19 protein-coding genes are annotated in these 22535 nt (G+C 59.5%); 12 read left to right on the top strand and 7 right to left on the bottom strand.

Translation table 11 applies throughout. From position 1 onward, the window contains the following. The first annotated feature begins 2 nt into the window (after positions 1 to 2). Positions 3 to 548 carry a GTP cyclohydrolase I FolE gene (gene folE / locus E4P00_RS09370; RefSeq protein WP_005789928.1) on the top strand — a complete coding sequence of 182 codons (546 nt, stop codon included), beginning with the start codon at positions 3 to 5 and terminating at the stop codon, positions 546 to 548. A 101-nt stretch (positions 549 to 649) separates the two neighbouring features. Further along, positions 650 to 1021, top strand: coding sequence for a glutathione S-transferase N-terminal domain-containing protein (locus E4P00_RS09375; protein WP_078821935.1), 372 nt, complete (start codon positions 650 to 652; stop codon positions 1019 to 1021). Positions 1022 to 1082: 61 nt separating this feature from the next. Here the strand turns inward: E4P00_RS09375 and E4P00_RS09380 are convergent, their stop codons facing one another. From E4P00_RS09380 to E4P00_RS09390, 3 genes are read right to left on the bottom strand one after another with little or no spacing between them, the layout of a single operon-like run. Then, positions 1083 to 1403 carry a hypothetical protein gene (locus E4P00_RS09380; protein WP_078821936.1) on the bottom strand — a complete coding sequence of 107 codons (321 nt, stop codon included), beginning with the start codon at positions 1401 to 1403 and terminating at the stop codon, positions 1083 to 1085. After that, positions 1400 to 2725 (bottom strand): acyclic terpene utilization AtuA family protein, encoded by a 1326-nt coding sequence (locus E4P00_RS09385; protein WP_248128952.1) that lies wholly within the window; start codon positions 2723 to 2725, stop codon positions 1400 to 1402. Before E4P00_RS09385 ends, E4P00_RS09380 begins: the two co-directional genes overlap by 4 nt. A 1-nt stretch (position 2726) precedes the next feature. Then, a complete protein-coding gene (locus tag E4P00_RS09390; RefSeq protein ID WP_032880128.1) occupies positions 2727 to 4019 on the bottom strand; it encodes a citrate:proton symporter in 1293 nt (430 codons plus the stop codon). Between the two features lie 111 nt (positions 4020 to 4130). Here E4P00_RS09390 and E4P00_RS09395 point away from each other — a divergent pair, with 111 nt between their 5' ends. Then, positions 4131 to 5027 carry a LysR family transcriptional regulator gene (locus E4P00_RS09395; RefSeq protein ID WP_032880126.1) on the top strand — a complete coding sequence of 299 codons (897 nt, stop codon included), beginning with the start codon at positions 4131 to 4133 and terminating at the stop codon, positions 5025 to 5027. 8 nt (positions 5028 to 5035) lie between these two features. On the opposite strand, the gene E4P00_RS09400 is transcribed toward E4P00_RS09395, so the two are convergent. Continuing rightward, on the bottom strand, positions 5036 to 5638 hold the full coding sequence (locus tag E4P00_RS09400) for a glutathione S-transferase family protein (RefSeq protein WP_032880125.1): 603 nt from the start codon (positions 5636 to 5638) through the stop codon (positions 5036 to 5038). Between the two features lie 307 nt (positions 5639 to 5945). Between E4P00_RS09400 and E4P00_RS09405 the strand changes: the two genes are divergently transcribed. Together E4P00_RS09405 and E4P00_RS09410 are read left to right on the top strand one after the other, a co-directional pair. Continuing rightward, positions 5946 to 7292: an NCS2 family permease gene (locus E4P00_RS09405; protein WP_078821938.1), complete on the top strand. Its 1347-nt coding sequence runs from the start codon at positions 5946 to 5948 to the stop codon at positions 7290 to 7292. Positions 7293 to 7304: 12 nt separating this feature from the next. Beyond that, complete coding sequence (locus E4P00_RS09410) at positions 7305 to 7943, top strand: LysE family translocator (protein WP_032880122.1); 639 nt, start codon at positions 7305 to 7307, stop codon at positions 7941 to 7943. Here the strand turns inward: E4P00_RS09410 and E4P00_RS09415 are convergent. Together E4P00_RS09415 and uraH are read right to left on the bottom strand one after the other, a co-directional pair. After that, the gene (locus tag E4P00_RS09415; RefSeq protein WP_248131262.1) at positions 7927 to 13161 is read right to left on the bottom strand and encodes a DUF6543 domain-containing protein; all 5235 of its coding nucleotides are present in this window, start codon (positions 13159 to 13161) and stop codon (positions 7927 to 7929) included. The genes E4P00_RS09410 and E4P00_RS09415 overlap by 17 nt on opposite strands. 159 nt (positions 13162 to 13320) lie before the next feature. Next, on the bottom strand, positions 13321 to 13704 hold the full coding sequence (uraH, locus tag E4P00_RS09420; RefSeq protein WP_179119841.1) for a hydroxyisourate hydrolase: 384 nt from the start codon (positions 13702 to 13704) through the stop codon (positions 13321 to 13323). 401 nt (positions 13705 to 14105) lie between these two features. Here uraH and puuE point away from each other — a divergent pair, with 401 nt between their 5' ends. The 7 genes from puuE to E4P00_RS09455 all read left to right on the top strand — a co-directional run bounded on the left by puuE (position 14106) and on the right by E4P00_RS09455 (position 21264). Beyond that, complete coding sequence (gene puuE / locus E4P00_RS09425; RefSeq protein ID WP_216091891.1) at positions 14106 to 15032, top strand: allantoinase PuuE; 927 nt, start codon at positions 14106 to 14108, stop codon at positions 15030 to 15032. Next, positions 15029 to 15544 carry a 2-oxo-4-hydroxy-4-carboxy-5-ureidoimidazoline decarboxylase gene (gene uraD / locus E4P00_RS09430; RefSeq protein ID WP_032880116.1) on the top strand — a complete coding sequence of 172 codons (516 nt, stop codon included), beginning with the start codon at positions 15029 to 15031 and terminating at the stop codon, positions 15542 to 15544. The genes puuE and uraD overlap by 4 nt, the downstream gene beginning before the upstream one ends. A 41-nt stretch (positions 15545 to 15585) precedes the next feature. After that, the gene (gene alc / locus E4P00_RS09435) at positions 15586 to 16581 is read left to right on the top strand and encodes an allantoicase (protein WP_005789952.1); all 996 of its coding nucleotides are present in this window, start codon (positions 15586 to 15588) and stop codon (positions 16579 to 16581) included. 118 nt (positions 16582 to 16699) lie between these two features. Beyond that, positions 16700 to 17203: an ureidoglycolate lyase gene (locus E4P00_RS09440; RefSeq protein ID WP_005789953.1), complete on the top strand. Its 504-nt coding sequence runs from the start codon at positions 16700 to 16702 to the stop codon at positions 17201 to 17203. A gap of 51 nt (positions 17204 to 17254) precedes the next feature. Further along, positions 17255 to 18538, top strand: a complete 1284-nt coding sequence (locus tag E4P00_RS09445; RefSeq protein ID WP_032880113.1) for a urate hydroxylase PuuD — start codon at positions 17255 to 17257, stop codon at positions 18536 to 18538. A gap of 158 nt (positions 18539 to 18696) precedes the next feature. Then, positions 18697 to 20040, top strand: coding sequence for a nucleobase:cation symporter-2 family protein (locus tag E4P00_RS09450; protein WP_103733708.1), 1344 nt, complete (start codon positions 18697 to 18699; stop codon positions 20038 to 20040). 438 nt (positions 20041 to 20478) lie between these two features. Further along, positions 20479 to 21264: an outer membrane protein OmpK gene (locus E4P00_RS09455; protein ID WP_005789957.1), complete on the top strand. Its 786-nt coding sequence runs from the start codon at positions 20479 to 20481 to the stop codon at positions 21262 to 21264. Positions 21265 to 21372: 108 nt separating this feature from the next. Here E4P00_RS09455 and E4P00_RS09460 read toward each other — a convergent pair whose 3' ends face one another. After that, positions 21373 to 22521, bottom strand: a complete 1149-nt coding sequence (locus E4P00_RS09460) for a patatin-like phospholipase family protein (RefSeq protein WP_248131265.1) — start codon at positions 22519 to 22521, stop codon at positions 21373 to 21375. Between the last annotated feature and the right edge of the window lie 14 nt (positions 22522 to 22535).

Below are 22535 nucleotides of genomic sequence, written 5' to 3' on the forward strand. Positions count from 1 at the left end.
TCATGTCCCTGGAACAGAATTACACAGAGATTCTCGGCCAACTCGGCGAGGACGTCTCCCGCGAGGGTCTGCTCGACACGCCAAAGCGTGCCGCCAAGGCGATGCAGTACCTTTGCCGCGGTTATGAACAGACGCTCGAAGAAGTCACCAACGGTGCCTTGTTCAGCTCCGATAACAGCGAAATGGTGCTGGTCAAGGACATCGAGCTGTACTCGTTGTGCGAACACCATCTGCTGCCGTTTATCGGCAAGGCCCATGTGGCCTACATTCCAAGCGGCAAGGTGCTGGGCCTGTCGAAGGTTGCACGAATCGTCGACATGTATGCGCGCCGCCTGCAGATCCAGGAAAACCTCAGCCGCCAGATCGCTGATGCGGTGCTGCAAGTGACCGGCGCCCTGGGCGTGGCCGTGGTAATCGAAGCCAAGCACATGTGCATGATGATGCGCGGTGTGGAAAAACAGAATTCGTCGATGATCACCTCGGTGATGCTCGGTGAGTTCCGCGATAACGCGGCCACTCGCAGCGAATTTCTCAGCCTGATCAAGTAACGGGCTGGGTAGGAAAGAACCGGCGTTCATCGCCGGTTTTTTTTCGCCTGCAGAAATCAGGTAAGCTGCGCCCCCTCAGTTATGGGCAAGAGGTAACAGCCATGTTCGTCAAAGCACTTCGAGTGGGCCTCGGCCAGATCATCATCGCGGGCGATTTTCTGACCCGCCCACGCAAAAAGCAGCGCCCCGCCGAACAACAGGCGCGGGTGAACGACGCGGCCAAGGCGCTGACGCTGTACCAATTCCACGCCTGCCCGTTTTGCGTGAAGACCCGCCGCACCCTGCATCGCCTGAACGTGCCGGTAGCCCTGAAGGACGCAAAGAACAACGAGCAGGACCGCCAGACCCTGCTGGAACAAGGCGGCAAGATCAAGGTGCCGTGCCTGCGCATCGAAGAGAACGGCCAGACCACCTGGATGTACGACTCCAAGGTTATCATCGACTACCTGGACAAGCGCTTCGCTGCGGTCTGAAGCACGCTGCGGTCAATGTGGGAGCTGGCTTGCCTGCTCCCACATTTGCGGTGCGGTGTTCTTAAGTCAGTGTTGTCAGGTCCAGATCCAGCAGTGCCGAGCCCAGGCACTTGCCGTGGGCATCCAGCGCCAGCGAGCGGGTCACGCCGCCACGCAGGATGCCCGGCAACACGAAGTTCAGCGCCTGCACATTCGGCAATTCATAACGCCGAACCGGGGCCGCAAGCGGTTCGAGCAAATCCTTGAAAAATTCCGTGACGCGCTCGGCCGTCAGCTGTTCGCACAGCAATGGGTAGTCTTGCGCGCGATAGGCAATGATCGAGATGTTTGACGTGTCGCCCTTATCCCCTGTGCGGGAATGAGCCAGTCTGTGCAGTTTCATTCTTCAATCCTCGGTTTGACCGCTTCACGGGGCAACAGCAACGACGCCACCGCCACCACCTGACGCACGCTCTTGCTCGCCCCACCGCCGCCGGCCGGGCCGTTGGTGTAGAGGGTCTCCACTTCATTGCCAACCCGCACGGCGTCGCTGCGCTCGTCACAACGGGCGGCAACCCGCAGGCGCACTTCCCAAGGCTCGACGCTGCTGCGCGGGCCGTGCAATGAATCCATGCCGATCAATTCGGCGCGCAGGTCCTGCATGTTTACGCCGATCAACGCCAGGCGCTTGAGCACCACGTCCCGCGCCAACTCGGCCCGTGCGACAGCACCGGGACCGCCGTAGGACATCTGCCCTTCACCGATCCAACCGTCCAGATAACCGACGCTGACCTTCAGTTGATCAGGCCGAGCACGCCCGCTCGCCCCCTCAGCGCGCACCCGGTCCACGCCCTCCTCGACAAACCCCACCCGGGAAAAGTCGGCCGTCACATCCGGGGTCAAATAGGCTGCTGGGTCGTGAACTTCATAGATCAGTTGTTCAGCGCAGGTCGCGCGACTGACCCGCCCACCGGAGCCTGCCACCTTGGTGATCACCGCATTGCCGTCGGCGTCGATCTCGGCCAGGGGAAAGCCCAGGCGCGCCAGATTCTCCACATCCTTGAAACCGGGATCAGCGAAGTAACCGCCACTGACCTGCCCCGCGCACTCCAGCAAATGCCCCACCAACGTGCCCCGGCCCAATCGTTGCCAATCATCGAAGGCCCAGCCGAACTCGAACATCTGAGGCGCCAGGAACAACGAAGGGTCGGCCACCCGCCCGGTGATGACGACATCGGCGTCGGCGCGCAGCGCCTCAAGAATGCCGTCAACACCCAGGTAGGCATTCGCAGAGATCAACCGCTCGCCAAGGGAGCCAACAGACTGGCCGTTATCCAGCACCTGCTCGGCAGGCAAAGCGTGCAGCACATCATCCCCCACCACCGCGACAACCTTCAGACCCAGGCCCAGCTCTGCAGCAATGCGCCGCACTTCAATGGCCGCAGACACCGGGTTGGCCGCACCCATGTTGGTGATCACCCGTAGACGTCGACGCCCCGCCCGCTGCCCCACAAAGGGCAAGACACGGCGCATACGCTCAGCGAGCAACGGGTCATAACCGCCCTGCGGGTCGCCGATGCGCGCCTGTTGTGCCAGGGCAATGGTGCGTTCGGCCAGGCATTCGAAGACCAGGTAATCCAGGTCGCCATGTTCGGCCAGTTCCACGGCAGGTTCGATACGGTCACCGGAATAGCCGGCGCCGGAGCCAATGCGCAAGGTGTTCATCTCAAATCACTCCCAGGAGCAACGCCGTCAGGGTCATCAACACCGAGGCGGCAAACAGAAAAGGAATCGTGAATCGCTGGTGATCGGCCAACTCGATCTTGCACAGGCCCACCAACAGGAAGGTCGCGGGCGTCAGCGGGCTGACCGGAAAACCGGTGGTGTGCACGCCCAGCAACGAGGCTTGGGCCACTTGCAGGGGGTCGACGCCCAGCGCCTTGCCGACTTCGGCGATCACCGGCATCACGCCGAAGTAGTAGGAGTCGGGGTCAAACAACATGCTCAGGGGCATCGACAGGAACCCCACGACCGCCGGGATCAACTTGCCGTGGCCCGCCGGAATCTGCGCCACCGCTACTTCGGCGATAGCCTTGAGCATGCCGGAGCCTTGCATGATGCCGGTGAACACCCCGGCGGCGAGCAGGATACTGGCCATGGTCAGGGCGGTTTTCGCATGGGCGTCGATGCGCGCACGCTGGGCGTCCACGTTGGGGTAGTTGATGCACAGCGCAACCACGGTGCCGAGCATGAACATCACCACCGGGTCGACCCAACCGGCAATCATCACCACCATCACCAGCACGGTCAGGATCAGGTTGACCCAGAACAACCGTGGGCGGCGCAGCTTGATATCGTCGTCGCTGAGCACCCGTTGCGGCACCGCCTCCACGCCGGAACCGGCGCCCAGGCCGAGGCGCTTTTCTTCACGATGGCCCAGCCACCAGGCGCACGCGAAGACGAAGATCAGCCCGACGATCTGCACCGGGATCAACGGCTGGAACAGATCGGCCACCGGCACATGCAGCGCCGCCGACGAACGCAGCACCGGGCCGGTCCAGGGCAGGAAGTTGACGCCTGCGGCCATCGCACACACGCAGGCGAGGATGCGTTTATCAATGCCCAGCCGCGTATACAGCGGCAGCATCGCCGGCACCGTCACCAGAAAGGTCACCGCGCCGGAGCCGTCCAGGTGCACCAGCAACGCCAGCGTCGCGGTGCCGACCACAATTCGTGTAGGACGCGTCCCTACCGTGCGCAGGATGCGATCAATGATGGGGTCGAGCATCCCGGCATCGGTCATGATCCCGAAAAACAGGATCGCAAACACAAACATGCCGACCACAGGGGCGACGTTCTTGATACCGGTGATGATAAAGGCACTGGTTTGCAGGCCGAACCCACCGACCAGCGCGGCGATGATCGGCAAGGCGATCAGGGCCACCAGTGGCGAGAGACGCTTGCTCATGACAGCGACAAGCAGGCTGAGAATGGTGATGACGCCCAGGGTTGCGAGCATGGATAACTCCAGGGTGGCCGTTTTGGGCCGGTTATTGTTTTCCCGAAGTATTGGAAGCGGGTTAGTCTTTGTAAATTGGAATATTCGGCCTAGCACGTTCGGAAAAATAAAATGAAGAACTCGATCCAGCACATCCAGGCCTTCCTCGCGGTGGCCCGCACCGGTAGTTTCACCAAGGCGGCCCACGAGCTGCACCTGTCGCCTTCGGCCCTGACCGTGCAAGTACAGCAATTGGAAGACTGGCTCGGCGTCGCCCTGCTCGACCGCAGCCCGCGCCATGTGAGCATCACCGCTGCCGGCCAGGATGCGCGCGGACCCATGGAAAAACTGCTGCTGGACCTGGACAACATCGTCACCGGCTCACGCGACCTCGCAGCCTTGCGTCGCGGCGTGGTGACCATCGCCGCCCTGCCGTCAGTTTGCGCCGGCGCCCTGCCCCCGGCCTTGCGCCTGTTTCGCCAGCGCTTTGCCGGGATCGAGGTGCGCCTGCATGACCTGGTGGCCCATCGCATTCATGCCCAGGTCCGCAACGGCGAGGTGGATTTCGGCATCGGCGTACGGGCGCGCCTGAGCCATGGCCTGCAATTTCAGCCGGTGCTCAATGATCGCTTGTGCGCGTTTGTGCCGCTGGATCATGCGCTGACGCGCTATCGGTCACTGACCCTGGCGCAACTGGCCGACCAGCCAATTATCCTTACCGGACGTGACAGCAGCGTGCGCGAACAGGTCGACGCACTGTTCGACCAGACACGGCTGACGCTGAATGCGGGCATGGAGGCCAACTACATGTCGACGGTATTGGCGCTGGTGCGCCAGGGGTTGGGGATCAGCGTGCTGCCGGAATCGGCGGCGGACAGCCTGGAGGGATTGAAGCGAATCGACATCGATCATCCCGGCGTGAACCGGGAGATCGGCTTGATCACACGCAGCGCGATGGCATTGAGCCCGGCGGCGCAGCGCTGCTTTGAACTGCTCAACAGCACATTATCTACAAGCACATCGCTCTAAATGTGAACTCAATCCAGCATCGCCACGTGCTTGGGATGGCTGGCCACCCGCTGCAACCACGCCTGCACCGCCGGGTAAGGCGCCAAATCAAAGCCGCCTTCATGGGCTACATGGGTGTAGGCATACAGCGCGATATCAGCAATCGAATAGGTGTCGCCCACCAGGTACGGCGTGGCTTGCAACTGGCGCTCCATGACTCTCAATGCCTTGTAACCGCCCTTGTGGGTGGTCTTGTATTCCTCAAGACGGTCCTGCGGCATATTCAGGTAAAACTGGATAAACCGCGCCACCGCTATATACGGCTCATGGCTGTACTGCTCGAAAAACTGCCACTGCAATACCTGGGTGCGCAGGCGCGGTTCCGTGGGCAGGAACTCGCTGCCATCGGCGAGGAAATTGAGAATCGCATTGGACTCCCATAGGCAGGTGCCATCTTCCAGTTCCAGCACCGGGATCTTGCCGTTGGGGTTCTTCGCCAGGAACTCAGGGGTCTGGGTGTCGCCCTTGAGGATGTCGATATCGATCCACTGAAACGGGATCCCCAACAAGCTAAGCATCAATTTGATCTTGTAGCAGTTGCCCGACTTGTAATCGCCATAAACCTTGTACATGGGCTCCCCTTATGCCGCTTTGCGCATTCCGAGCGAATGCTTGCGCCCTCAAAGTGCGGGTATTGCGGCAATGTTTCAAGGCGGCGGGCGGAATAAATCTACCTGTCCCCCTGGGAGTCAGCCTTTCATCCACTTTCGCCCAGACATTCGAAAACATTATTTGCTTTATTTGTATACAAAAGCATAATTCGCTTCGTGCGAGTTCCTGACCTATTGGTCAACAAACCCGCCAGTACCTCAAAGCGCTGTTGCCCACTCATGTGACCGGCGCTGGACATAACAATAAAACGATTGAGGAGTACTCACTGTGGATAGCCGTAAAACCGAAGCCCCTACGCTGGACCTGGCCACGCCGCAAGGCGGTTGGCTGGAACGCCTGTTCAAACTGCGCTTGCATGGCACCACAGTGAAGACCGAGCTGATCGCCGGCCTCACCACCTTCATCACCATGGCCTACATCATCTTCGTCAATCCCAACATCATGGCCGACGCCGGTATTGATCACGGTGCGGCCTTTGTCGCCACCTGCATCGCCGCAGCCCTGGGGTGCCTGTTGATGGGCCTGTACGCCAACTGGCCGGTGGGCCTGGCGCCAGGTATGGGCCTGAACGCGTTTTTCACTTACACCGTGGTCGGCACCATGGGCTACAACTGGGAAACCGCCCTCGGCGCGGTGTTTATCTCGGGCGTACTGTTCATGATTCTGACGCTGTCACGCATCCGAGAATGGCTGCTCAACAGTATTCCGGTCAGCCTGCGTCATGCCATGGGCGCAGGTGTGGGCCTGTTCCTCGGGGTGATCGGCCTGAAAACCGCCGGCATCATCGTCGACAGCCCGGCCACCCTGATCAAGCTCGGCTCCCTGCATGAACCCGCCCCGCTGCTGGCGGCGGTGTGCTTCCTGCTGATCGCCATCCTCAGTTATCACCGTGTATTCGGTGCAATTCTCATCAGCATCATCGCCGTGACCCTGGCCGGCTGGGGCCTGGGCCTGGTGCATTACAACGGCATTCTCTCCACCCCACCGAGCCTGGCACCGACCTGGATGGCGATGGACGTAATGGGTGTGTTCAATGTGAGCATGATCAGCGTGGTATTTGCCTTTCTTTTTGTACACATGTTCGACACTGCCGGTACACTGATGGGCGTTGCCCAACGGGCCGGGCTGGTCAAGGCCGACGGCAAGATCGACAACCTGTCCCGCGCATTGAAGGCCGACAGTGCTTCCAGTGTGTTCGGCGCCATGGTTGGCGTGCCGCCAGTGACCAGCTACGTGGAAAGCGCCGCAGGTGTGGCAGCCGGTGGCCGCACCGGGTTGACCGCTGTAACGGTGGGTGTGCTGTTCGTGGCGGCGATGTTCTTCGCACCGCTGGCCGGCATGATTCCCGCCTACGCCACCGCTGGCGCGCTGATCTACGTAGCGATGCTGATGATGGCGAGCATGGCCCATATCAATTGGGATGAAGCTACCGACAGCATTCCGGCGATCGTCACTGCCATCATGATGCCGCTGACGTTCTCGGTCGCCGACGGGATCGCTCTGGGCTTTATCACCTATGTAGCGCTGAAGACCGGCACCGGCAAGTACCGCGAGATTTCTGTCAGCCTGTGGGTGTTGTGCGCGATTTTCATTGCGAAATTCATATTTTTATAAAAGGAGCAAATGATGAACCTGGATACCTGGCTGCTGTTCAGTGGGGCCGCATTGATCGTGATCCTGATTCCAGGGCCATTGTCGCTGCTGATGATCAGCAACAGTCTCAACTACGGCCTGCGCCGCTCGTACCCGGCGTTTTTGGGCGGAGTGTTTGCGTCGATCTGCCTGTTGAGTGCTTCGGCCTTGGGTCTGGGGGCCTTGTTGCTGGCCTCGGAACAGCTGTTCAGTGCCTTGAAAATTGTCGGCGCGCTGTACCTGTTCTACCTGGCCTGGCAGAGCTGGCAGCAATCGCGTCTGCCGAGCGAAGGCGCCGAAGTCCCACAAACGCCGTCTGTACCGCGCTTTCGTGCGTTGTTTGGGCGAGCCTTTGTGTTGGGCGCCAGCAACCCCAAGGACATCCTGTTTTTCGCAGCCTTCCTGCCGCAGTTTCTCAGCAGCCAGCAACCGTTCCTGCCGCAATTGCTGATCATGATCGCCACCTGGACGGTGCTCGACCTGCTGTGCAAGCTGGCCTACGGTCTGGGTGCCCATGGCGCAGCGCGTTACTTGCGCAGCGGTTCGGGCCAGAGCTGGTTCAACCGCATCAGCGCGGCACTGTTCGGCGGCGCCGGTGCGATGGCACTCATCAATGCTAAGGGGTCAATTTGACGAAATAAACAGTTGGATCGAGACGCCCCTTTGTGGGCCATTGGATGCCGGCCACAATCCGCACCAAGCGCTGTTCCTGCATCGCGGTGTCAACTGCCCTTAATAAAAGAGAGTCGGGGTGTGAGTTGATGGCTATCCGAACCCAACGGTTCGAAAGCTTCCCTCTCACGGTCATTCGCCCCAGTTCAAGCCATTGGTAGGCCACGTAGTAAATGGTGTTCGAACGGGGATGAGTAACGACTGATTCAATACTGGGTTCTCCGAAACGCATCCCTGGGCGCCGCACAGACAGGTCCTCGACGCGGTAACCCTGCTGCTCCAGCACGGTCCTGACGGCGGCGCGCTCCGCTTCAAGCCTCTGCGTCCTGACCGGGACGACACCATATTGCAGGCTCGGGTCTAACGGATGAGGCGGCGTGAAATCAACGCGCGTGAAGCCGGGTGCCTTGCCTTCGAAACCGACGTATAGATATTGCTTGCGCCGTTCATTAGTCCTCAACATCCGTAGTAAATCGTCCGTTTGGCCGCTCCTCGCAGGGAGCGGGGGTAGCCATTCGTCCAGCGTCGCGCGGATGCCGAGCAAATGGCTTGCCGTGGCAGAGTGGGAAGGATCCGCCAATTCAATCATTCTCATGACGGTAAACTTTCGAGCTTCATTCGTCATGGAGGGAAAGGCCCTGCCCACAGAGTGCTCCAACGAACTGTCGAACAGCGACGAATGATGTTGCCATTCACCTGTAGGCAGGCGTGATACGGGAATGGGCTGGTCGCGAATATCAGTGCTGGTCCAGCGCATGATATCGGCTCGCGCGGATGGCCCCGGTGGCTCATTTCGGGTGATAAACACCAGGTCGGTCAACGATGAATGGTCGCCCTGCGGGAGCATCCGGTAAAAACCGCTGTTCGGATCCTGGAAGTCGGTATAAGGAGGAGCCACGCGCAAAAACCTGGCATTGAGCGAAGAACCTCTGGGAGCCGAGCCAACCTCAAACACTCCAGGCGCAGGGAAGCCCACAATGTCACGGGGGTGAACTTGAGCACGCCAACTCAACCACTGGGTGTCCGTTGTACGTGACTGGACAATCCGGTTCTCAGTCGCCATGCGCTCACGAGGGGGTTGCCAATCCGACGAGGGCGCCCGGGGAGCGCGCCATGGGTCATGCACCCCGGAGCTGGGCCCAGGTTGAGGATTATCGGCCTCCAGCAACCACTCCTTGGGCTGATGGATATTCAGGACCAACTCATCCTCACCGCTTTTCAGCATGTTTCTCAGCCGAAACGCAGACTCGCTATCACGTTGGTAAACGGGATAATGGTGAGTGTCATCCGTTACAAATTGCTGACCGTCTTTCACATAAACGCCCTCCCTGCCACGCCCTTTGAGCGCCACAGCATCCGGAGGCACGCCCTTGACTTTGAAACGGTCCAAGGGTTTTAACGCGGCCGCAGAAGGCGCAGCCTGACGCAGCACTCGGCCACGGCTGAAATGCGAACGATGTATCCGATTCAACACCGCCCCCAGCGGGCGCCGCACGATACCCGCCGCTACGCCTCTGACCTTGGGGCCGGGGGTAAAGGTCTGCCACAAATCGAACACCAGATACTGGGTCATAAACACAATATCCACGACATCACTGGGGTCTGCGAAACGGTGAAAACGTCGTGCCACAATCAGCAATTCATAAAAGGAGTTAGCCAGCGCAAATAACGGAAAGAAAAACGATATGAGCGCTCGCAGGCTGCTATCAGTCTGCTCCGCAAGGCGGCGGACACGATACTCATCCAGCACCTTGCCGGAATTACTCGCAGCTTGAGTGCGGCGTTGCAAATCCAGCACATTGGCGTAATACAGCAATGCCCTGGGTTCACTGTGGGATATGGGAACGATCGCCAGCCAGTTTGACGGGTTACTGGCAATTTGCTCGCGGATCAGTTTTTCGATCTCATCGAGCACTGGCGTCGGTTGCAGATGTGTAATGCTGAAGGAGCGAATAAAACCAGGGAGCCTCCACTTACCTTCGAAATAATAAGCATCCGGCATGACAGAAAGCCATCCAGGCTCTCCTGCTTCATCGACGTCATGAATGATTGCGTCAAATGCCCAACCGGGCGCTACCTGCCGCGCCAGTAACTTTACAAGGTCAGCCGAAGCGGCAACGCGACTGAGTTCTACCCGCGCCATCGCCACGCTGATGTACTCGGTGATGATCAAGGCATGCGGCGCAGCAGGCCAGTAAACTACGCAGCGCCCGCTGCCCTGATCCTGCATGACCACGATCCCTGAGATATAGCGATCATGCTGCATCGTGTGCGCCGCCAGATGAACGACGGACAACTTCAAATCATACCCGTTTTTCAGCAGGTCCTCAGGCGTTCGCGCCGCCATCGCCGTGCTGAACAGGCTCTGTGCAAAGGTGCTTAGCCCTTGTTGAACCGCCGAAAAAAGCTGCATGTGCGCGCATTCATCCAGCGTGCGATTGATCAGCGCAGGAATGCGAACTGCATCCGAACTCGGTTTGGTTTTAACCGTGGGGTAGAAGGTGTGGTTGATCTGCGTGTTGTAGTTTCCGCCGATATCCAGCGAGGAGACTGTCTTGATCAGATAGTCCTTGTTCAGCCGTTGCTTCCACTGCGGTTGCAGATAGCGTGCTCGATTCAATCGCCAAGGCACCCAGGGTGCTTGCGGATCAAGATTATGCAACGCCAGCTGCAACATGCTGAAGGTTGTGGTTTGAGTACTTGGGGTCAGGACCTGCCCGCGATCACCCGGCGTGCAGTGGCTTTGATTACCGCAGAAGCTGCCTCTGACATCATCCGGCATCGTGATCAGGGGCTTGTCGATGTCCAGCTCCGGGTAGAAACCATCCTCGGTTAAGCGGGCGATCAACTTGCGGCGGGCGAACGTTTCCAAGTCACTCAGAGCGCGTTCAAGCAGGCTTTCAGAGGCAAAGGCGCTGCTCAGGTACCGGCGCTGCAAGCGCTTGAAGTGTTTAAGCTGGGCAGGTGTTGCGCCCGCTAACCACTGTGGCAATTTTTTTGCCTCAAGCGCAGCCTTGCGCAGAAGATCAATGTTGGCCTGAGCCTGGTTCAAGGCGGGACTGTCGGGAATCTTCAAGTGCGCGTCCAGCTCAGCCAATAGCAACAAACGGCTGAGCTCGGCATCTTTTACCTCATTGAACAGACCGGCAGTACCCTCAATGCGCTTGTTCAAGCGAAAGTAGTAGGCCATCAAGTGTTTGAAAGAAACCGTCGCAGGGTTCCCCTCAATGGGTTCATAGCGCACCGTCAGGGTTTCACGCCGGGCATGGTCACGTAAGTCGTGACGCTTATCGTGCTCTATACAGCCCCACAGGACCGAATCATCACTGCTCCCGAGGCTGGCTTTCAGACCGCGGGTCAAAGCGTCCAGGCCTGAAAAAGCCTTCAGCCCGCCATATTGCCCGAATGCATACAGCGCGACCGGAACCCCACGGGACGGGTGCTTCATCGCCGTCGCCCGAGCCACTACCCAAACGTTATGAAGCGGGTAGAAGGCAGCCTGCACGCTGCCCACAGAGACCGAAAACACCTGGGCTTTACCGCCCACGTATTTGGATGCCGACAGCCGCTCCACGACCTCCATCACCAAGTCCCGATGTGCAGTGGGTATCAGCTTGAGCCGGTGTTGCAACTGAACCTCACAGCGCAGGGCCTCGACATGGGCACGCAGGAACAAGGCATAACGTTTGTGCGCACCGGTTGGGCGCTCAATCCAAAAAGGCATATCGTAGAGCCGCTGCTGTGCACCGTTAATCAGCGAATTCAACGCTTCTTTATGCGCTTTGAGTTGGTTCTCAAACACCACAAATTCCTCAAGCGCTGCAGTCTCGACGCTCAGGTCATCGGCGTTGAATAGTGCGAGCAGACCTTTTTCGTAGCGTTTGACCTGCTGTTCTGCGGTGAGCAGGGCCAGGCCGGGCGCGGTGCTGGCAAAGATAATTTCTGCGCGTCGTCGCTGCTCGTCCCACTTGAGCAATTGATAGAGGAGGGTCCCAAGCCGGACTTTACCGACCAGTTGCTTCCTTGCACGCTCGATAAAACGCAGAAAAGGCACAGCGGTCAGCGGTTGAGGTCGCGGCTTTTTTGGAGAAAACACGTGTGCGTGATTGATCGCCAGCGCACAGGCCAGCTCGTTTTCCCATTGACCTTCCAGCAACGCTTGCGCGCTCATCGCCAGCGCATCACCGGAGATTGTCGAACCGCGATCCACGCTTAACGCGGGGGTCAGGTCCGTAGGCCGACACAACTCATGTCGGCGCTCTAACGGCAGGCATTGCCAGAGTTCGTCGAACAGTGACTCACTGGCCAACTTTACCAAACCGCATTGCAGGTCGAAGAAGGACGGGTACTCGTAGAAATTGCGCACCACACCCGGCAGGTAAATCACATGCGGTGCACCATCAGGATCGCCTTCACGGTAGATATGCAATGCACCGGGAATTGCAACCGCAGGCGTACCCGGCCACATCAACGAACTCGCTCGCACAGTGGCCCAATCGCCCCCTGCTCGCTGGCGCGCCCCAGCACTGGGTGCGTCGATCAGGGCCTGAAGCAGAGCCATCCCGGCACTCGACAGCTCGTCCAATTGCTGCGCCATAAAAGCCCGGTCAGCGAAGAGTTCGGCGTGCAGCTCTGCCCAATACCCCCTGCGTGTTTGCGAGGAACCGGGCTGCAGCGCGTCCCAATAAGGCGTGGCCGACCAGGCAATTCTGTCTTGCAGCTTCATGGCGATAACTCGCTGCAGCACTTGCAACGGCGTATAAGGCAACTGGCGAGTCGGGTCACCCTTGACGCTCAGGGCAGTGAACTGATTCAGGTTGATCGGCACTGCGGGCAAGGCCAGTGACAGCAGCGCCCGATCAGTCAGGCTGTCGACTTTCTGGGGTTCTGCTGGTGGTTTGGGCACGGTGAACAGCAGGCTGTCCGGGTCTATTTCAAACTCTTTGCGTAGCTCGTCGCGGATCACCCACAAAACTTTTGGCGCGCGCGCTATCAGCCTTCCAAGCACCTTTATTACCTCGACGCAGCGCAGTTCGGCAAAAGCAATCTGATTGATCAGGCGGCTTGGATGGGCGTGAGCGTTGATTCGCCGGGTCAGCTGACTGCGCATACCCTGAAGCGTTGCTTGAGCAGCGATCTCCGGATCTTCTGGGTCGGGGATGTGGTTGAGTGAGGCCATGATGTTTTCTTGATTGAGGAAAACACCGAGCCTAGGCAACGCACAGGCACTTAAGGCTTTAGATAGTTGAACGCAGCACGCGCAAAAAAAGCCCGCAGTGTGCGCGGGCGAAACCAACGAAGAGCATTTTTTTGGGGGGGTGTGAAGCGAGGTGACGACTCAGCTACCGCGATAGGTGGAGTAGCTGTAAGGCGAAATCAGCAGTGGCACATGGTAATGGTCTTGTTCGGCGCTGATGCCGAAACGCAATACCACCACGTCGAGAAAAGCCTGCTCCGGCAGCTGCACACCGCGGGCGCGGTAGTAGTCGCCAGCGCTGAATTGCAATTGGTAGACACCGCTGCGGTAGTCATCGCCTTGCAGCAGCGGCGCGTCGCAACGGCCGTCGCTATTAGTCACGGCGCTACCCACCAGTTCAAGCTGCGCGCCTTCGACGCGATACAACTCGACCTTGATCGCGCTGCCGGGGCAGCCGTGTGCGGCGTCCAAAACGTGTGTGGTCAAACGTCCCATGGCTTTTATGCGCCTCCCGAAGTCAGTCATAGAGAAACCCGCACTCTTTCAGGGCAGTGAAAAAGCCGGCGATGGCCGATTAAGACACTTTTACAAAAAATTGTACACAATAAATTTCACAGCGCTTCCACCCTCCTGTAGGAGCGAGCTTGCTCGCGAAAAACGCCAACGATGACGCGGGCTCTCAGAATGAAAAGTGGCGCCCTCAGGGTTTTCGCGAGCAAGCTCGCTCCTGCAGTGGGCTTTTTCATTTTAACCTGACCACTTAGGCAAGTTTCTTGCAGACAGACCGTTCAGAAAAAATGCAGAAATGCAGGCTTACAAAGTTTGCGATAAGTTGTATACAATCACTCATCGCTGTGACGCCACCCAGTCTTTCCACTGCCCGGCCGCCACACACCTAGCTACCACGAACAAGAAGGAAGACTGCAGTGAGCGCTGACTACCCACGCGACCTGATCGGTTACGGCAGTAACCCTCCTCACCCCCACTGGCCGGGCAACGCACGCATTGCGCTGTCGTTCGTACTCAACTACGAAGAGGGCGGCGAGCGCAATATCCTGCATGGCGACAAAGAGTCCGAAGCCTTCCTTTCGGAAATGGTCTCGGCCCAGCCGCTGCAAGGCGAGCGCAACATGAGCATGGAGTCGCTGTACGAATACGGCAGCCGTGCCGGGGTGTGGCGCATCCTCAAATTGTTCAAAGAATTCGACATACCGCTGACTATCTTCGCCGTGGCCATGGCCGCCCAGCGTCATCCGGATGTGATCCGCGCCATGGTCGCCGCCGGCCACGAGATTTGCAGCCACGGCTACCGCTGGATCGACTACCAGTACATGGACGAGGCCCAGGAGCGCGAGCACATGCTCGAAGCCATCCGCATCCTCACCGAGCTGACCGGCGAACGCCCGCTGGGTTGGTACACCGGTCGTACCGGCCCCAACACCCGCCGCCTGGTGATGGAGGAAGGCGGTTTCCTGTATGACTGCGACACCTATGACGACGACCTGCCCTACTGGGAACCCAATACCCCTAACGGCAAGCCGCACCTGGTGATCCCCTACACCCTGGACACCAACGACATGCGCTTCACCCAGGTGCAGGGTTTCAACAAGGGCGACGACTTTTTCGAATACCTCAAGGATGCCTTCGACGTGCTGTATGCCGAAGGCGCCGAAGCGCCGAAGATGCTTTCGATCGGCCTGCATTGCCGCCTGATCGGCCGCCCGGCACGCCTGGCCTCGCTCAAGCGCTTCATTGAATACGTCAAAGGCCATGATCGGGTGTGGTTCACCCGCCGCGTGGACATCGCCCGTCACTGGCACCAAACCCACCCCTGCACGGGAGCGGCGAAATGACTGCGTTCCAGACCTTGCAACCGTCGACCCTGAGCCGCGACGCCTTCGTCGCAGCCTTTGCCGATATTTACGAACACTCGCCATGGGTGGCCGAAAAGGCCTTCGAGCTGGGCCAGGATAGGTCGATCGACCAGATCGAAACCCTGCACCAGCGCATGAGCGATATCCTGTTGAGCGCTGATCATCAAAGCCAGTTGGCCCTGATCAATGCTCACCCGGACCTGGCAGGCCGCGCGGCCGTCCAGGGCCAACTGACCGAAGCCAGCACCAATGAACAGGCTGGCGCCGGTATCCACCAATGCACGGCCGAAGAGTTTTCTCGCTTCACCGAGCTGAATGACGCCTACAAGGCCAAGTTCAAGTTTCCCTTCATCATGGCGGTAAAAGGCAGCAACCGGCACCAGATTCTCGCCGCGTTCGAAACGCGCATCCATAACTCGACAGACACCGAGTTCAAGTGCGCGCTGGACGAGATCAACAAGATCGCGTTGTTCCGTTTATTGACCCTCTAAACGACCATCCCCAGCCACTCTATCCAAGGCAGACAAGAAGAATGAAAGCTTACGCCGTACCTTTCGAAAAGTTCGTCAACCTGGCCGACGCCCGCCTGGGCACCAAGATCATCTCGGTGACCGATGACTGGTTCGCCGACGCCAACCGCCTGTTCCAGCCGACCCCGGCAGTGTGGAAGGAGGGCGTTTTCGATGACAACGGCAAGTGGATGGACGGCTGGGAGTCACGCCGCAAGCGCTTCGAAGGCTACGACAGCGCGGTGATCCGCCTGGGCGTGCCGGGTTCGATCAAAGGCGTGGACATCGACACTTCATTCTTCACCGGCAACTTCCCGCCGTCGGCCTCACTGGAAGCCTGCTTCCTGGCCTCGGGCGAGCCGGACGCCAATACCCAATGGGTTGAAGTGCTGTCGGCGGTAGAGCTGCAAGGCAACAGTCACCACTACCACGAGATCAACAACGACCAGGCGTTCAGCCACCTGCGCTTCAACATCTACCCGGATGGCGGCGTCGCCCGTCTGCGTGTGTATGGCGTGCCGTTCCGCGATTGGTCTTCGGTGGGCGACAACGAACAGGTCGACCTGGCTGCCGCGCTCAATGGCGGGCGTGCCCTGGCCTGCTCCGATGAACACTTCGGCCGCATGAGCAACATCCTCAACCCGGGCCGTGGCATCAACATGGGTGATGGCTGGGAAACCGCGCGTCGTCGTACACCGGGCAATGACTGGGTGATCGTCGCGTTGGGCCACCCGGGCGAGATCGAAAAGATCATCGTCGACACCCTGCACTTCAAGGGCAACTACCCGGACACCTGCTCGATCCAGGGCGCCTTCGTCAAAGGCGGCACCGACAGCCAGATCGAAACCCAATCGCTGTTCTGGCGTGAACTGTTGCCGGCGCAGAAACTGGAAATGCACGCCGAACACACCTTCGCCGAGCAGATCAAGGCGCTGGGGCCGATTACCCATATCCGCCTGAATGTGTTCCCGGATGGCGGTGTGAGTCGCCTGCGCGTCCTGGGCAAAGTGTCGAAATAAGCGGTGATGCCATCGCAGGCAAGCCAGTTCCCACAGGGGAATGCATTCCAAATGTGGGAGCGGGCTTGCCCGCGATAGCAATAGACCAAACAACACAGTATTCGGATAAGAGACAGCCATGCGCACACTGATGATCGAACCCCTGACCAAAGAAGCCTTCGCCCCTTTCGGAGACGTTATCGAAACCGATGGCAGCGATCACTTCATGATCAACAACGGGTCGACCATGCGCTTTCACAAACTGGCAACGGTCGAAACAGCACAGCCTGAAGACCACGCCATCATCAGCATCTTCCGCGCCGACGCGCAGGACATGCCGCTGACCGTGTGCATGCTGGAGAGACACCCGCTGGGCAGCCAGGCGTTCATACCGCTGCTCGGCAACCCCTTTCTGATCGTGGTCGCGCCACTTGGCGATGCACCTGTATCAGGCTTGGTCCGCGCCTTCGTTACCAACGGCAGGCAGGGCATCAATTACCATCGCGGCGTCTGGCACCACCCGGTGCTGACGATCGAAAAGCGGGATGACTTCCTGGTGGTTGATCGCAGTGGCACAGGCAATAACTGCGATGAGCATTTTTTCAAAGAGGATGAGCGGTTGATCCTCGCCCCCCACCAATAAGAGAAGGCCGGATCACCCGACAACAAGGGTGACAGGCGAGAGGTAAAGACTGTGGAAGCACATCTGTTGGAATGGCTGAACCTGAGCGTGCGCTGGGTTCACATGATCACTGGCGTCGCCTGGATCGGCGCTTCGTTCTACTTTGTCTGGCTGGAAAACAACCTTAATCGCGTCAACCCCAAGAACGGCCTGGCCGGTGACTTGTGGGCGATCCACGGTGGCGGTATCTACCACCTGGAAAAATACAAACTGGCTCCGCCGACCATGCCGGACAACCTGCACTGGTTCAAATGGGAAGCCTACTTCACCTGGATGTCGGGCGTCGCGCTGCTCTGCGTGGTGTTCTACCTCAACCCCACGCTGTACCTGCTCGCCCCCGGCAGCAGCCTCAGCGGCACCGAAGGCGTATTGCTGGGCATCGGCTCACTGTTCGCCGGCTGGTTCATCTACTCCTTCCTCTGCGACTCGGCCCTGGGCAAGCGCCCTGCCCTGCTCGGCTTGATCCTGTTCGTGCTGCTGATTGCGGCGGCGTATGGCTTCAGCAAGGTGTTCAGCGGCCGTGGCGCCTACCTGCACGTGGGTGCGGTGATCGGTACGATCATGGTCGGTAACGTGTTCCGCATCATCATGCCCGCCCAGCGTGCACTGGTGGCAGCCATCGCCGAGAACCGCACACCGGATCCGGCGCTGCCGGCCAAGGGCTTGCTGCGTTCACGCCACAACAACTACTTCACCTTGCCGGTGCTGTTCATCATGATCAGCAACCACTTCCCGAGTACCTACGGCAGCCAATACAACTGGCTGATCCTGGCCGGGATCGCAGTGGCGGCGGTGCTGGTAAGGCACTACTTCAACACCCGGCATGACAGCCAGAAGTATGCGTGGACCTTGCCGGTGGGCGCGTTGGCGATGATCAGCCTGGCGTATGTAACCGGGCCCAAACCTGCAGAACCGATTGCCAAGGCACCTGCTGCGATCGAGTACCAGCCGCTGCCGGAAACCGCCCTGGGCGGTGGCTTGAAACCCGCAGCGCCTGCCGCCCCCGCCGCTGAACCGGCACCGGCCCAGGCCACGACCGACTTCGGCCAGGTGCACCATGTGATCGAGCAACGCTGCACCGTGTGCCATTCGGCCAAGCCCACCAGCCCGTTGTTCAGCACCGCTCCGGCTGGGGTGATGTTCGACACACCGACACAGATCCAGCAGCAGGCCGCGCGTATTCAAGCGCAGGCCGTGGCCAGCCAGATCATGCCGTTGGGCAATATTACCCAGATGACCCAGCAGGAAAGAGACCTGATCGGCACCTGGATCAATCAGGGGGCCCGCACCAACTGACTGTTTCACACGGGACCAATGTGGGAGCTGGCGTCAGTCACCGGATGAGTTGCCGACCCTGCGCTATCGCAGGCAAGCCAGCTCCCACAATTGAGATCTGCCGTGTTTTGAAAATTGCTTTGCAAACAACACAAAAATAAAAAGATTCGAGGTGTTGCATGTCCCAGTTAGAAACGCAGACTCCTGCCGCACCCGCCATGGTGCGGCTGCCCCTCTTGCAACTGATTCTGGTTGGCTTGCAACACGTCTTGCTGATGTACGGCGGCGCCGTCGCCGTCCCCCTGATCATTGGCCAGGCCGCAGGCTTGAGCCGTGAAGAAATCGCCTTCCTGATCAATGCCGACCTGCTGGTGGCCGGTATCGCCACCATGGTGCAGTCGTTCGGCATCGGCCCGGTAGGTATCCGTATGCCGGTGATGATGGGTGCCAGCTTCGCCGCCGTCGGCAGCATGGTCGCCATGGCCGGTATGCCCGGTATCGGTTTGCAAGGCATCTTCGGCGCGACTATCGCCGCCGGGTTCTTCGGCATGCTGATCGCGCCATTCATGTCCAAGGTCGTGCGCTTTTTCCCGCCGCTGGTGACCGGTACCGTCATTACCGCCATCGGCCTCTCGCTGTTTCCCGTGGCCGTGAACTGGGCCGGTGGCGGCAGCGCTGCCGCCACGTTCGGCTCGCCGGTGTATCTGGCGATTGCCGCGCTGGTGCTGGCGACCATCCTGCTGATCAACCGCTTCATGCGCGGCTTCTGGGTGAATATCTCGGTGCTGATCGGCATGGGCCTGGGTTACGGGTTGTGCGGCGTTATCGGCATGGTCGACCTCAGTGGCCTGGCCCAGGCGCCCTGGGTGCAGGTGGTCACGCCGTTGCACTTCGGTATGCCCAAGTTCGAGTTGGCGCCGATCCTGTCGATGTGCCTGGTGGTGGTGATTATCTTTGTCGAGTCCACCGGCATGTTCCTCGCCCTGGGCAAGATCACCGGCCAGGAGGTCACCCCGAAGATGCTGCGCCGTGGCCTGTTGTGTGACGCCGGCGCGTCGTTCTTTGCCGGTTTCTTCAACACCTTTACCCACTCCTCCTTCGCGCAGAATATCGGCCTGGTACAAATGACCGGCGTGCGCTGCCGCTCGGTCACGATCATGGCCGGGGCCTTTCTGATTGTGCTGAGCCTGTTGCCCAAGGCCGCCTATCTGGTCGCGTCGATTCCGCCGGCAGTACTCGGTGGCGCGGCGATAGCCATGTTCGGCATGGTGGCGGCGACCGGGATCAAGATCCTGCAGGAAGCCGACATCGCCGACCGTCGCAACCAGCTATTGGTAGCCGTGAGCATCGGCATGGGCCTGATCCCCGTGGTACGGCCGGAGTTCTTCGCGCAACTGCCACTGTGGATGAGCCCGATTACCCACAGCGGGATCGCCATGGCCACACTCAGCGCGTTGTCGCTGAACATCCTGTTCAACATCCTCGGCGGCGCTGAACGCCCCGAAGTCGCCCATACGCATTGATTCCTTTGTTAGTACAAAAATAACAACAAACAGGGAACAGCCACATGCACAGCCTTCAACCGGGGCCGGCCACACGCCGCGCCCCATTCTCGCCCCTCGCGCTCTGTTACAGCGCACTTGAGCCCAGGCCTGGGAGCCAGTATTCTCCGCGCCCGCTCGAATCGACTCAAAAAAAACAGCGAATGTAAAAGCTGACTTCAAGGCCAACTTATCCCGGCCTGATGTTGGCTGCCAAAGTGCGCAAAAGTCCTCTGAATTCGACTGCATCCGCTGCAGCCGACGGGGATTTTTTGGCTTTTCAAACACCTTGGCGCAGCTCTTGCTAACAGCATTAAAGCTGACCGAACAGACGATTTTTGCAGCGAACCAAAAGGCGCCATACCAGAGCGCCTGCGTAGAAGAAAAAAAACCATAAAACTTTAACTCGGGAGCAACCGAATGAAACCCATGTTCAAAGGCCTGATGCTGGCGGGATCCCTGCTGGCTGGTGGCCAGGCCGTCGCCGGTGACTTGTTGCAGTGGCAGAACAACAGCCTGACTTACCTGTGGGGCAAGAGCTTTACCGTCAACCCGCAGATCCAGCAAACCGTCACCTTCGAACATGCCGACGCATGGAAGTACGGCGACAACTTCTTCTTCCTCGACCGTATCTTTTACAACGGCAAGGAAGACGGCAATGTCGGCCCGAACACTTACTACGGCGAGTTCAGCCCGCGTTTGTCGTTCGGCAAGATTTTCGACAAGGACCTGTCGTTCGGCCCGATCAAGGACGTGCTGCTGGCCTTCACCTACGAGTTCGGCGAGGGCGATAACGAGTCCTACCTGCTGGGCCCGGCATTCGACTTGAACATCCCCGGTTTTGACTACTTCCAGTTGAATTTCTACCAGCGCCAGACCGAGGGCAATCGCCCGGGTGACGGTGTGTGGCAGATCACTCCGGTGTGGTCGTACACCATCCCCGTGGGCAACTCCGACGTGCTGATCGACGGTTTCATGGACTGGGTGGTGGATAACGACAAAAACGCCCGTGGCACTTATCACGCCAACCTGCACTTCAACCCGCAGGTCAAATACGACTTGGGCAAGGCGCTGCACTGGGGCGACAAGCAGTTGTATGTAGGTTTTGAATACGACTACTGGAAGAACAAGTACGGGATTGAAGACAGCGGCGCGTTCAAGACGACTCAGGACACGGCAAGCTTCCTGGTCAAGTACCACTTCTAAAGGTTGATCGCGGTTCCCTGTGGGAGCTGGCTTGCCTGCGATCGCGGTGTGTCTGTGCCAGCAGTGTTGGCTGGCATACCGCTATCGCAGGCAAGCCAGCTCCCACATTCAGTTCGGCGTCAGGCCGAGGAATCGGGTGATTTCGTCGCGTTTGGCCAGCGCATCCTTGCGCCCCAACTCGATCAACTCGCTGCAATACCCCGCCTCGAACAGCAAATAACTCAACACCCCCGCCCCACTGGTCTTGGTCGCCCCCGGCCCGCGCAAGAACAAGCGCAACGCCGCCGGTAATTCCTGGCGATGTCGCGCAGCGATTTCATCGATAGGCTGGCTGGGCGCAATCACCAGCACGTCTACCGGCGCCAGGCCCTGCACCGCGGCGTCGACAGGGACAACCCGACTAAACTGGTTCAAGCGCTCCAGCAGTTCGATATCGCTTTCCAGGCTGTCAATGAAGGTGCTGTTGAGCATATGCCCACCGATTTGCGCCAGGGTCGGTTGCTGGCCGGTGTAGGTACGTTGCGTCGACGCTTCATTGCCCCTGGGATTGCCGCTCACGCCGACGACCAACACGCGGCTGGCGCCCAGGTGCAAAGCCGGGCTGATGGGCGCTGACTGCCGCACCGCGCCATCGCCAAAGTACTCTTCGTCGAGTTTGACCGGAGCAAACAACAGCGGAATCGCCGAACTGGCCAGCAAGTGCTCCACCGTCAGTTGGGCCGGCACGCCGATACGCCGATGGCGCAGCCAGGCATCGATGGTGCCGCCGCCCTGGTAGAAAGTCACCGCTTGCCCGGACTCATAGCCAAACGCCGTCACCGCCACTGCCTGCAAGTGCTTGCGGCGAATAGCCTCGTCGATGCCGTCCAGGTTCAAGCGTTCTTGCAGCAAGTCGCGCAGTGGCGAGCTGTTGAGCAGCGCCACGGGCACCTGGGCGCCCAGGCCCAATAGGCTGTGGATGAGGAAACGGCTGGCCTGGCGTATTACCCCAGGCCAGTCGCTGCGCAGCACCTGGTGGCTGCGAAAGCCCTGCCAGAATGCCGTCAGCCGCTGGATCGCTGCCGAGAAATCGGTAGCGCCACTGGCCAGGCTCACTGCATTGATCGCGCCGGCGGAGGTGCCGACAATCACCGGAAATGGATTCGGCGCCCCCGGTGGCAGCAACTCGGCAATCGCCGCCAACACCCCCACCTGATACGCCGCTCGCGCCCCGCCGCCGGAAAGAATCAAGCCTGTGACCGGTTCAACTGAGCGCATTGCGTCACTCCGTG

Source organism: Pseudomonas sp. B329 (assembly GCF_023127835.1).
Classification (GTDB): Bacteria; Pseudomonadota; Gammaproteobacteria; order Pseudomonadales; family Pseudomonadaceae; genus Aquipseudomonas; species Aquipseudomonas synxantha_A.